Genomic DNA, 11,214 nt, shown 5'->3' with positions numbered 1-11,214 from the left:
ACTGGCGGAACTGAACAAGGTCAAGAAAAAATAGTGTCTCTGGTGGTGGGGCATCACAGCCGCTTGGAATCAGGCGGCTGTGTGATCGCCTTTTGTGAGCAATGCGGATCTCCGCCCCGGTCACTCCGGCGCCCGTTTGGCAGAAGCAGAGTTGCCTTCGCATTGAGGGCATCAATGCCCCCGGTGCGGAGCCTCCAGATCACCCGAGAACAATTCATCCTCAGCATCCGGGCTCACCGGAATCGCATGCTCTTCAGAAGCCCAGGCTCCCAGGTCGATCAGTTTGCAGCGCTCGGAGCAAAACGGGCGGCTCGGGCTGGCGGCGCTCCATTCCACCGGGGCATCGCAGGTTGGGCATTGGACGGTCATTGGTTGGCTCATGATTGGCCTCCACGCAAAGTAAGATAAAAATGGTGCAGTCGCGCAACTTCGCTGTTCAGCCAGGCGTGATCGCGGTCGTTGACCAGCACATCGTCGGCATGACGCAAACGATCTTCGCGCTGGATCTGCACCTTTAGAATGGCTTCGACCTGATCCTGGCTGGAACTGTCGCGCAGCATGGTGCGTTCTATTTGCAGATGCGCCGGAGTATCAATCACCAGCAGGCGCTGCACCATGCGGTATTGTCCGGATTCGATCAGCAGCGGCGAAACCAGAATGGCATACGGCGATTTGGCCCTGGCCAGATGGCTGACGATTTCCTGATTGATCAACGGATGCAGCAGCGCTTCCAGCCAACGTCGCTGCTCCGGGTTTTCAAAGATCAGCTTGCGCAGCACGCCGCGATTCAGCTCGCCGCTGGCCTGCAATACGCCTTTACCGAAGTGCGCGGCTATCTGCTCCAGCGCTGGACGCCCCGGCTCGACCACCCAGCGGGCGGCATGGTCGGCATCCACGGTGTCGATGCCAAGGTTGGTAAAGCACTGTGCCGCTGCACTTTTACCGCTACCAATGCCGCCAGTCAGGCCAAGAATCCAGGGTTTTTGATCAGGGTGAGTCATCTGAAACCGGCAAACTGCATGTAAGAGTCGGTTATTTGACCACCCCAGAGCAAAGCGATCCACCCCGCAATGGCCAGATAAGGACCAAAGGGGATCGGCATACCACTTTCAACCCTGCGCACGCGCATCATGATCACCCCAAGCACCGCACCCACCAGCGATGACAGCAGGATGGTCAACGGCAGAATCTGCCAGCCGCCCCATGCGCCAAGCATGGCCAGCAACTTGAAGTCGCCATAACCCATGCCTTCCTTGCCGGTCACCAGCTTGAACAGCCAGAACACCGACCACAGCGCCAGATAACCGGCCACCGCGCCCCAAAGCGCATCGTTCAGCGAGGTGAACAGCCCGAAAGCGTTGACGATGAGGCCCAGCCACAGCAGTGGCAGCACCAGAGAGTCAGGTAACAGCTGGTGATCGGCGTCGATCAGACTCATCGCCAGCAGGCCCCAGCTCAACACCAGCATCGCCGCCGTTTGCCAGCCGAAACCGAAATGCCAGGCGACGTAGGCCGACAACACTGCGCAGGTCAGCTCTACCAATGGGTAGCGTTTGCTGATGGGGGCTTTGCATTGTGAGCATTTACCGCGCAGCAGCAGATAGCTGATGACCGGCAGGTTTTCCCACGGGCGGATTTTGTGCGCGCAGTGCGGGCAGCTGGAGCGAGGGCGGTTCAGGTTGAAGGCGGGCTGATCGGGTTCGGCGGGCAGGCCGAGCATTTCACGGGATTGGGCTTTCCAGTCGCGCTCCATCATTTTGGGGAGGCGGTAGACGACTACGTTGAGGAAGCTTCCGATGATGAGGCCGAGTAAGCAGCAGGTAATGACGAAGGCCAGCGGTGAGCTGGCCAGGAAATCGAGGAGGGGCATTTCAGACAACGCTTCCGAGTTTGAAGATGGGGAGATACATGGCAATCACAAGGCCGCCGACGATCACTCCCAGCACCGCCATGATCATAGGCTCCATCAGACTGGTCATGTTGTCGACCATATTGTCGACTTCCTCTTCATAGTAGGTAGCGACTTTATCGAGCATAGCGTCAAGCGCACCGGACTCTTCCCCGATGGCTGTCATTTGTATCGCCAGACTTGGAAATACGCCTGTGGATCGCATCGAGAAATTCAGTTGCATGCCAGTGGAAACATCCTGTTTGACCTGATTGACCGCGTTCCTGAACACGACGTTACCGGTGGCTCCGGCGACCGAGTCCAGTGCCTCGACCAGTGGGACGCCTGCTGCAAAGGTCGTCGCAAGGGTGCGTGCATAGCGCGCGACGGACGACTTGAAAATCAGCGGTCCGATAATGGGGACTTTCAGAAGAAAGCGGTCGAGACTGTCACGAAACTTCTGAGACTGTTTGTATGCCCGCTTGAACATGAAAAAGCTGATAAAAAACAGTGCCACTATTGCCAGCCACCACTGCTGAACGACTTCCGAAAGCGCAATGACCATCAATGTGAATGCTGGCAGTTCCGCGTTAAACCCTGCGAAAACAGACTGAAACTGCGGCACGACCTTAATAAGCAAAATGCCTGACACGATAAAGGCGACAATTAATACTGCGGTAGGATAAGTCATCGCCTTCTTGATTTTGGCCTTTAGCCTTTCCGTCTTTTCCTTGTAGCTCGCCACGCGGTCCAGCAGACTTTCGAGCGCACCTGCTTGCTCGCCCGCATCGACCAGATTACAAAACAGGTCATCGAAGTATTCCGGTTTCTGTCGCAGAGCAGTCGCAAAGCTGTTCCCTGCCGACACCTCCTGCTTCAGTGAGCCAACCAGTGCACGCATGTTCGGGTTTTCTGCACCCTCGGCAATGATGTCAAATGACTGCAGAAGCGGCACACCTGCCTTCATCATGGTCGCCATCTGCCGGGAAAAGAATGCGATGTCCAGCGGCTTGATCTTCTTGCCTTTGCCAAAGATCGAAACGGGCTTTTTACGTACCTTGGTGAAGTTGATACCTTGCTTGCGCAACTGAGCCTTTACGAGCGCAAGATTGTGCCCGCTCACTTCGCCACTGAGTTTGCCGCCTTTCTTGTCCACACCTTCCCATGTGTAAACACTGACTTTAACTGCCTTGCTGGCCATGCTTAATCCTTTGTCACGCGGTTGACTTCTTCAAGGCTGGTAATACCTTGCATGGCCTTCGACAGCCCGGAGGTCCTCAAATCATTGAAGCCGTCCTTGCGCATCTGCCTGGAAATCTCCAGCGAATTGCCTTCTTCCATGATGATGCGTTCCAGTTCTGGTGTTTTCTTGACTACTTCGTAAATGCCGACCCTGCCCCTGTAGCCGCCGTTGCAATGCTCACACCCTACTGGGCCATAGATTTTAAACGTACCGATCTTCTCCTCTGGAAACCCCTCCTGGATGAGCGTTTCCCGGGGTATGTCGAGCTCTTTCTTGCAATGGCTGCATAGCTTGCGCGCCAGCCGCTGGGCAATGATGAGGTTAATCGCCGTAGCGATGTTGAACGCTGCGACACCCATATGATGCAAGCGAGTCAGAGTTTCTGCAGCGCTGTTAGTATGCAGAGTAGATAACACCATGTGGCCGGTCTGCGAGGCTTTAATGGCGATTTCGGCTGTTTCCAGGTCTCGTATCTCGCCGACCATGATTACGTCGGGATCTTGACGCAGGAATGCGCGCAAGGCTTGAGAAAAGTCCAGTCCCTGACGCGGGTTGACGTTGACCTGATTGATGCCTTCCAGATTGATTTCTACTGGGTCTTCAGCAGTGGAAATGTTGATGTCCACGGTGTTGAGAATGTTCAGGCCGGTATATAGCGAAACGGTTTTACCCGAGCCGGTGGGGCCGGTCACAAGAATCATGCCTTGGGGTTGTTTCAAGGCTTCCATATACAAAGCTTTTTGGTCCGGTTCATAGCCCAATGCGTCAATGCCCATCTGTGCGCTGGTCGGATCGAGAATCCGCATCACGATCTTCTCGCCCCACAGTGTTGGCAGTGTGTTCATGCGGAAGTCGATCGCTTTGTTTTTTGACACTCGCAGCTTGACCCTGCCGTCCTGCGGTTTTCGTCGTTCCGAGATATCGAGGCTGGCCATAACTTTCAGTCGCGCAGCAATTCGGTTGGCCAGATGAATCGGTGGTTTGGCCACTTCATGCAAAATACCGTCGGTGCGCAGGCGCACGCGAAAGATCTTTTCGTAAGGTTCAAAGTGCAGGTCGGATGACCCTAGGCGTATTGCATCCATCAGCATTTTGTTGACGAAGCGCACCACTGGAGCATCATCGGCATCACTCTGAGTGGCCAGGGAGGTTTCCTTGTCACTTGCAGGCTCAATGTCCAGGCCAAGGTCGATATCCGCCAGTTCCCCAAGGCCACTTTCAGTGTCAAAAAAACGGTCTATGGCAATGGTCAGCTTGTCATCTTCAACCAGAATCGCTTCAGTGTTCAGGCCGGTACTGAACTGTATGTCAGTGACTGCCTGGTGGTTGGTAGGGTCTGAGATGCCTATAAACAGCTTATTACCACGTCGCCATAGCGGCAGTGCATGGTGCTGACGAATCAGCTTTTCACTGACCAGCCCCTTGGGCTGGCTTTCCTTGTCCAGGCTGGCAAGGTCCATGAAAGGTACGCCAAACTGGTCTGAAGCCATTTCTGCCAGCGTCAGGCTTTTGACCAGTTTGTTCTGGACCAGATAGCTCACCAGTGAAACCTTGTCGCGGCGCGCCTGCTGATAAGCTTGCTGCGCAGCAGTTTCGGTGAGTAGCTCGGCCAAGACCAATTGTTTGGCCAAACCGGTGAGGACAGCATCAGACATATAGCCACCAGACACAGACAATGTGAGGGTTATAGCTTAGTCAGGCGATGCTGCCAATTGGCAGTGAGCCATATGACAAAAATTGTCAGTTTCTGCTCGTTTCTGATAACGCCCAGTCGTGAAAGACCCGATTTGAAGCGGTAGGTAGCGCCTTGCTCGATATTGGCACGGGCTATGCTTGACCGGAGTCAAGGCACTACCTTATTGACGCCTGGAGAAGTACGCATGCAAACACAAAAAGGTTTCACGTTGATCGAGTTGATGATCGTTGTTGCGATCATCGGTATTCTGGCTGCTGTGGCCATTCCTTCCTATCAAAACTACACCTTGCGCGCGCAGGCCTCTGCTCTGCTCGCTAGCTTGGATTCCGCCAAGTTGGCGGTAGCAGAGAACTACTCCAATGGCTCGGCTGCCGCAGATGTATGTGGTACGGGTGCTAGTGCGATTGCTGGCTGCACTGGGGCTGGTGTTCTTTCAGCTAACAAGGCGACTCCAGCTGTGACAGTTAGGCTTACACCAACCTTCCCTGCTGCAACAACCGTTGGTGGTAGTGTGACATGGGGATGCGTCGTTGTGCCGGTCTCAGCTGCACCTAGTGGATGTTCAGGGGCAGCCTCTTAATAACTTGCATACGGCAATGAGAAAGGCGCTTATGGCGCCTTTTTTGTCAAAGCGTTTTAGTGGGATTCCATGATTTTTTTTCTCTACTGCTGTGCTATATTGATATTCAGTTCATGTTTTTATGGATTTTCCGGACATGATTCCCAGAGAGTTGCACAATTTTTGATTGGTTTTTCATCGCTTTTTTTGTTATTAAAGTATTCGGCTAAACAGTTAAGTTTCTGCACTGTGTCGTCCCAAGTAAAGTTGTTTTTTTTTAGTGTTGTGGTGATGGGGTTCGTCTCCAGTTTCATGTCCCACCGTCCCCTTTGGGCGTTAACTGAACTGTCCGTCCTGCTGCTTTCTTGCGGTATCGGCTGCGCATTCGCTTTGCAAAGAAACGTTTACGGTACCCAATTGGATCGCGCCTTCATAGGCTTCGTCATCTTTATCTGCACTGTTAAAACAATCCAGTTTCTATCCGCCTCCACAGCAGCATTCCTCAGCTCCGCCCCAACCCTCGACACCGACCTGCTACTCGACGGCTTTTCCAACAAGCGTTTTTACGGCCAATTTCAGACCTTCACTTTGCCCTTACTTGTACTGCCGCTACTACTGACCTCTACACTGCGCTCGATCAAGATCGGCTTGTTCTGCCTGACCAGTCTCTGGTGGATGATCGCGATCAGTGGAGGGACTCGCGGGACATGGCTGGGTATGGGGGTTGCAGTTGCCTTAATGTTTTGCCTGGGGCATGCAGGGCGACGCTGGTCAGGCTGGCAACTCGCTGCTGCTACGGCCGGGCTTCTGCTATTTACTCTGCTATTCAGCGTGCTACCAGGCCTGTTGGGTATCGAAGTCAGCAATTTTGCCGGCGACCGCCTGACCACGTCACTGTCCGCACGGGAAATCCTCTGGCAACAAGCATGGGCAATGATCAAAGAGCGCCCGCTATTGGGCTTCGGCCCCATGCATTTCGCTGATATATGGAATGCCGTGGCGGCGCACCCACATCAGGCCATTCTGCAATGGGCCTGTGAGTGGGGGATTCCCTCGACGTTATGCGTGGCAGGTCTGGCGTTATATGGGCTGAGCGCCACCGCTGTTCTAGTGCGTAAGCATGCGCTGTCCCTTGAGCCTGTAGACCTGATGCGCCTGTGCCTGTTCGCCAGTCTTATTGGTGCCCTTACCCAGTCAATGGTTGATGGCGTGATCGTTATGCCGTATTCACAACTTTGGCTGGCGATCATTATAGGCTGGCTGCTGGCGTTGCATGAATGGCAAATAGCCCCCCGTCCGGCCAGTATTGCGCTCAGTCGTGCATGGTTGCTTTGCCTGACGCTTGCGACGGGCATGATTCTCTACACCATTGTTCGCGACGTACCCGACATGGACACACGCAGACAGCAATTTAGTGAGGATTTCGGTGGGCGATATCTTCCACGTTTTTGGATGCAGGGAGTTATTGCGGATCCCCCCGCGAGATGACGACAACACTTGTGCTAGCATTTTGTGCGTGAGGTAGCCTGATCCTGAGACGAGTAAGCAGAGACTCGTCTTGGTGAGTTGTGGATAAAATTTTTTCTTTCGGAGTATTCAATGGCTGCAAAGATGCCTTTACAGGGCACTGAAACTCCATCGAATTTCTCGGTATTTTCTCTGTTGAGGAAAGGCAGTCCTCTGATCGTTCAGTGGATGTCAACGATTTACGGCGCTGCAATGTCGCTTGGGATCTCAGTTCTCCTGGCGAGAAGCATGGGGCCAGACGCCTTTGGCGCTTACACCTACATTTATGTTCTCGCTATGTTTCTTGCATTGATTCAGGACGCGGGACTTAAAACCCTTTTTTTACGTGAGCGAGCCTCTCCTACGGCAGCCCTGAAGGCGTTGAATCAAACGCTGCCGCGCCAGGCGTTATTGCATCTTGTAATCAGCAGCCTGATGTTAATGCTGCTCGCCTGCCTGGCTTCTCGCTGGATAGATGGTTTCGCGCTGGCTGCTGCAGTGTTCTGTTTCAGCGCAATTACGCTGGTTACATGGTTATCGTCATGGCTAAAAGGCGCTGGAGAGTTTTCCAAGGATGCTTTCTTTCAGGTTTGCTCTCGAAGTCTGAGCGCGCTGATGATCCTGTCCAGCATTGCCATCTTCGGCCTGACACCGGTCGCTATCTTCTCTGCCTGGGGGCTTGGCCTGTTATTGACGTTTGTTTGGTTTCGGCGAGAGTTGCCTATGCTGATCAAAGCACCGCTGATGTTGCCCGTGTGGGCTTACCGCAGTGCGTTCGTTTTTCTGTTGCTAGACCTGCTTACAACAATCTACCACCGCGTAGACATCGTCATTTTGCATAGCGTGCTGGGTTATGTCCCGCAAGTAGGCTCCTACGCCGTTGCTTGCCGGTTGATTGACGGCGTCATGCTGCTTGCTACTCCTGTAGCGCTAGTGATATTCCGGCGCATGCGGCATCTGGCGGAGACGCCGGAAGGTAGCGTTAATTTCAGCCGCAAGGCGATCCTGATCGCTTTTGCGATTGGTGCGTTGCTGGCAGGCGGTGGCTGGATATCAGGCGGCTGGGGAGTAGGCCTGCTTTTTGGTAGCGCTTATGTGGACGAAACACAGCCCATCATGGGTTGGTTGTCGATTTCATTGTTCTTTGCTCTCCCAAATTTTGTTCTTACGCAATGCGCAGTTGCAACTCATCAAGAGCGTTTCTTTCTGATCAGTGCGGCATTTTCGTTATTCGCGAACGTGTGCCTTAATGCGTGGCTTGTACCACTACATGGAGCCATGGGGGCTGCATGGGCAACCGTTTCTTCAGAAGCAATACTTACGATCTGCCTGCTGTTGGGCGGTATCCTCGCAGTGAAGCCCGACACTTCCGCTCACTAAGGCTCTCACCGGAAGCCATCCGTCGAGAGCCAGAGCTCAAAGCCCAGTGTTAACGCACCACCCCATCAACCCGCGCCCGCCCTTTAAACCGCCTCCTCACCCCAACCACAACCATCACCACCAACAACCCCACCACCACAAAAAAGATCGTATTAAAAATCGGAAACGGCTGATCACGGCTCGTGACCGCCTCAACTTCGGTCACGTTGGGAAACATCGACAGGATGGTTATCCGCCAGCCGTAGTAACGGATCAAAGCCAGTTGCTGGGAATCGCGCGAGTAGCCCTGGGCTTTGGCCTGGATGTCGGCGGAGTCGAATTTGAAGTACCACGGGAAGCTCCAGCCGGTGTCTTCGTTGCGGTAGACCACGACTTTCTTGCTGTCCGGGTCTTCGGTGTTGATGAAGTACACGTCGCGGGTCGGGCCGTCTGCCGGGTTTTCGGCGTTGATGACGCCGTCGGCGTCCATTCTTTTGACTTCCACGCCGGTGATCATCACGACATCATGGCGCGGCAGGACGTAGTAGAGGCTTAATGCGCCGATCCCCAGTGCAACGAATACTACAAGCCAAATCGACCTTCTCAGCCACTTCATACCAGCGTCCTCTGTTTAAAATTGCGTGACTTTGCCCTAATCCGAACATTTCGAAGCAAAACAGTTATTACAAAATTCGACAAGGCCGTTGCAGATGGCGTTGTCTTCCGGAGATTTACATGATTTGGTTCCTTGAAGGGCAATCCAGCCAGCGTGAAGTGATCATGGGTGCGCGCGATGCGCTGCCTGCGTCGGTGCAGATCATCGCTTCGCATCGCCAGCAGCGCTCCGAAATCACCGGGCAGGCCGATGTGGCGCTGCAAGAGCCGGTCGATAACGACGAGCGTATCGACTGGGTGCTGCAGACTGCTCGCTCGCTGGGCGTCAAGATTATTGTCGCCGGGCGTACAGGCAGCTTTTACGAAGCGCAGCGTGCGCGTTTTGTCGCTGAAGGGTTGGACCTCGTTACCGGCGGAACGTCCCTGCAGACCTTCATGGATGTCGATGACAAGAGTCGTTTCACGGCAGCGGCCGAGGCGGCGGGGCTGGCGTGTATTCCGGGGATTGCCGTCAGCAATGCCGAGGAGTTGCAGACGGCTTACGATGCGTTGGCGGTGTCTGGCGAGGTGTGTATCAAGCCGGTGGTCGGGATTTACGGGCGCGGCTTCTGGCGCTTCAAGACCGACGTTGACGATTTTCGTTGTTTCGCCAACCCCGATGCGCGTGAGACGACCTTTCAGGCGTACCTTAATGCTTATCGTCAGGCCGATGATGTTCCCGCCATGCTGCTCATGCCGTACATGCCGGGCAGTGAGTGTTCGGTAGACATGGTCTGCGAGCACGGCAAGGCGGTTGCTTTCGTCGGGCGGCGCAAGGTGGGGCTCAATCAGACTTTCGAGCGTGACAGCGAAGCGGTACAGCTCGCGGTACGCGCGGCGGAGCATTTTGCCTGCGACGGGCTGATCAATGTACAGACCCGCGACGACGCGGATGGCAAGCCGCGCTTGCTGGAAATCAACCCGCGTTATTCAGGTGGCATTGGTTACACCCGTGAAACCGGCATCAACCTGCCGGGTATTTTCGCGGCCCGGCGTCTTGGCTTGAAAGAACCGGAAACACATTGGCTCGAAGATATCCGCGTCAAGGCCATCACGGTCGCTGTACGGGCCTCGGTTTGATCGTGATAATAGATTTTTGCTATCACTAATCGCTCTTATCAGGGAGGATCGGGCATGAAGCTTCTTGCGCCAGGTGCAAACACTGCTTTAGCTAACGCCCACTGTTCCTGGAACCTGGAGAGCGGTAAGTCTTCGGTTTTTGGTGAGTACGCAGCGGTCGCCTTGCTGGCGGTCAACGATAAGCGCCAGCCGATGGGCGACCCAGCGCTGCTGCATCAGGAACAAGGCTGGATGGAGTGGAGCGGCGGCCCTCAGGACGTTGGCTGCACGCTCCGGCTGGACAGGTTGCCGACGGGCAGTGATCGCGTGCTGCTGATGGTCTACGTCTACGCCGCCATGGGGCCGATCCGCGACATTGCCAGCCTGCACCTCAAAGTGGATGGCGATATCGAGCACCGCCTGGACCTGCGCGATAACGGCGAAGCGGCGATCATCATTGGCGAGTTCTACAAGCGCAATGAGCAATGGAAATTCCGCGCGCTGAGCGAAGGCTCGGCGTATGGACTGTCGGCGTTCGGGCGCAAGATCGGTCTGGACGTGGACGACCGTCATCCGCGCCGCCCGTCTGCGGGTTCGGGAGGCGGGCCGCGGCATGAGTCGGCGACCGGCACGGCGTTCGTGGTCGGCCCGGCGCACGTCATGACCTGTGCGCATGTCATCGAAGACATGGGCGTGTTCTACATCACTTCACTGGAGGGCCGTTACAAGGCCGAGCCGGTGGTCATCGACCGTCGCAACGACATTGCGCTGCTGCGCGTGCAGGGCGCACCGCTGTTGTCTCCAGTTACATTCCGGGACGGGCAGGGCTGTGAGCCGGGTGATACCGTAGCGGTTTTGGGCTATCCACTGGCGTCCATTTCAGGTGGCGGGTTGCAGGTGACTCAGGGCGGGATCTCCGGTCTGTTCGGTCTGCACAACGATGCCAGCCTGTTTCAGTTCACGGCACCGATACAGCCGGGGTCCAGTGGCAGCCCGTTATTCGACAACGGGGGCGCGGTGATTGGCATGGTGACCTCAACCGTACCGGACGGGCAAAACATGAACTTCGCCGTGAAGTCCGCACTGTTGCTGGCCTTTCTGCAGGCGTGCCGCATCGACGCTGCGCATGCCCGCCCGGAAAGGTCCTACACCACCACAGAAATCTCACGCACCGCTCAGTCGTCGTTATGGCTCGTTGAAGCCTATCGCCAATGAAGTTGGTGTTGCCTGGCTGGTCTGCAGGCGTCAGG

At 55.3% G+C, this 11,214-nt stretch carries 11 protein-coding genes; 5 read left to right on the top strand and 6 right to left on the bottom strand.

Annotated elements, in window-relative coordinates; genetic code table 11:
• Positions 1-171: 171 nt before the first annotated feature.
• Genes yacG through pilB form a run of 5 tightly spaced genes read right to left on the bottom strand, consistent with a single transcriptional unit; the run spans position 172 to position 4,786 of the window.
• The gene (gene yacG, locus LCH65_RS23390; RefSeq protein ID WP_002552020.1) at positions 172-381 is read right to left on the bottom strand and encodes a DNA gyrase inhibitor YacG; all 210 of its coding nucleotides are present in this window, start codon (positions 379-381) and stop codon (positions 172-174) included.
• Positions 378-1,001 (bottom strand): dephospho-CoA kinase, encoded by a 624-nt coding sequence (coaE, locus tag LCH65_RS23385; RefSeq protein WP_072367055.1) that lies wholly within the window; start codon positions 999-1,001, stop codon positions 378-380. The genes yacG and coaE overlap by 4 nt, the downstream gene beginning before the upstream one ends.
• The gene (locus tag LCH65_RS23380) at positions 998-1,870 is read right to left on the bottom strand and encodes an A24 family peptidase (RefSeq protein ID WP_072367056.1); all 873 of its coding nucleotides are present in this window, start codon (positions 1,868-1,870) and stop codon (positions 998-1,000) included. Before LCH65_RS23380 ends, coaE begins: the two co-directional genes overlap by 4 nt.
• A gap of 1 nt (position 1,871) precedes the next feature.
• Positions 1,872-3,089: a type II secretion system F family protein gene (locus LCH65_RS23375; RefSeq protein ID WP_016981137.1), complete on the bottom strand. Its 1,218-nt coding sequence runs from the start codon at positions 3,087-3,089 to the stop codon at positions 1,872-1,874.
• Between the two features lie 2 nt (positions 3,090-3,091).
• The gene (gene pilB / locus LCH65_RS23370) at positions 3,092-4,786 is read right to left on the bottom strand and encodes a type IV-A pilus assembly ATPase PilB (protein ID WP_072367057.1); all 1,695 of its coding nucleotides are present in this window, start codon (positions 4,784-4,786) and stop codon (positions 3,092-3,094) included.
• Between the two features lie 225 nt (positions 4,787-5,011).
• Between pilB and LCH65_RS23365 the strand changes: the two genes are divergently transcribed.
• From LCH65_RS23365 to LCH65_RS23355, 3 genes are all read left to right on the top strand, one after another.
• Positions 5,012-5,407, top strand: coding sequence for a pilin (locus LCH65_RS23365; protein WP_046719960.1), 396 nt, complete (start codon positions 5,012-5,014; stop codon positions 5,405-5,407).
• A 162-nt stretch (positions 5,408-5,569) separates the two neighbouring features.
• Complete coding sequence (locus LCH65_RS23360) at positions 5,570-6,874, top strand: O-antigen ligase family protein (RefSeq protein WP_226439859.1); 1,305 nt, start codon at positions 5,570-5,572, stop codon at positions 6,872-6,874.
• A 111-nt stretch (positions 6,875-6,985) separates the two neighbouring features.
• Complete coding sequence (locus LCH65_RS23355) at positions 6,986-8,272, top strand: polysaccharide biosynthesis C-terminal domain-containing protein (RefSeq protein WP_072367059.1); 1,287 nt, start codon at positions 6,986-6,988, stop codon at positions 8,270-8,272.
• A 49-nt stretch (positions 8,273-8,321) separates the two neighbouring features.
• Here the strand turns inward: LCH65_RS23355 and LCH65_RS23350 are convergent, their stop codons facing one another.
• Positions 8,322-8,867, bottom strand: coding sequence for a DUF1523 family protein (locus LCH65_RS23350; RefSeq protein ID WP_003317774.1), 546 nt, complete (start codon positions 8,865-8,867; stop codon positions 8,322-8,324).
• Positions 8,868-8,986: 119 nt separating this feature from the next.
• Here LCH65_RS23350 and LCH65_RS23345 point away from each other — a divergent pair, with 119 nt between their 5' ends.
• Together LCH65_RS23345 and LCH65_RS23340 are read left to right on the top strand one after the other, a co-directional pair.
• Entirely contained in the window at positions 8,987-9,985 is a 999-nt protein-coding gene (locus LCH65_RS23345) for an ATP-grasp domain-containing protein (protein WP_096120365.1), read from the top strand.
• 54 nt (positions 9,986-10,039) lie between these two features.
• Positions 10,040-11,179, top strand: coding sequence for a trypsin-like peptidase domain-containing protein (locus LCH65_RS23340; RefSeq protein ID WP_226439837.1), 1,140 nt, complete (start codon positions 10,040-10,042; stop codon positions 11,177-11,179).
• The last annotated feature ends 35 nt before the right edge of the window (positions 11,180-11,214 follow it).

Source organism: Pseudomonas sp. MWU16-30316 (genome assembly GCF_020515645.1).
Lineage (GTDB): Bacteria > Pseudomonadota > Gammaproteobacteria > Pseudomonadales > Pseudomonadaceae > Aquipseudomonas > Aquipseudomonas cerasi.
This window is presented reverse-complemented; position numbering and strand designations above follow the sequence as displayed.

What these genes read in the sequence shown, in the direction of transcription:
- yacG (WP_002552020.1), bottom strand. Translation starts at nt 381, where the DNA reads ATGAGCCAACCAATGACCGTCCAATGCCCAACCTGCGATGCCCCGGTG.
- coaE (WP_072367055.1), bottom strand. Translation starts at nt 1,001, where the DNA reads ATGACTCACCCTGATCAAAAACCCTGGATTCTTGGCCTGACTGGCGGC.
- LCH65_RS23380 (WP_072367056.1), bottom strand. Translation starts at nt 1,870, where the DNA reads ATGCCCCTCCTCGATTTCCTGGCCAGCTCACCGCTGGCCTTCGTCATT.
- LCH65_RS23375 (WP_016981137.1), bottom strand. Translation starts at nt 3,089, where the DNA reads ATGGCCAGCAAGGCAGTTAAAGTCAGTGTTTACACATGGGAAGGTGTG.
- pilB (WP_072367057.1), bottom strand. Translation starts at nt 4,786, where the DNA reads ATGTCTGATGCTGTCCTCACCGGTTTGGCCAAACAATTGGTCTTGGCC.
- LCH65_RS23365 (WP_046719960.1), top strand. Translation starts at nt 5,012, where the DNA reads ATGCAAACACAAAAAGGTTTCACGTTGATCGAGTTGATGATCGTTGTT.
- LCH65_RS23355 (WP_072367059.1), top strand. Translation starts at nt 6,986, where the DNA reads ATGGCTGCAAAGATGCCTTTACAGGGCACTGAAACTCCATCGAATTTC.
- LCH65_RS23350 (WP_003317774.1), bottom strand. Translation starts at nt 8,867, where the DNA reads ATGAAGTGGCTGAGAAGGTCGATTTGGCTTGTAGTATTCGTTGCACTG.
- LCH65_RS23345 (WP_096120365.1), top strand. Translation starts at nt 8,987, where the DNA reads ATGATTTGGTTCCTTGAAGGGCAATCCAGCCAGCGTGAAGTGATCATG.
- LCH65_RS23340 (WP_226439837.1), top strand. Translation starts at nt 10,040, where the DNA reads ATGAAGCTTCTTGCGCCAGGTGCAAACACTGCTTTAGCTAACGCCCAC.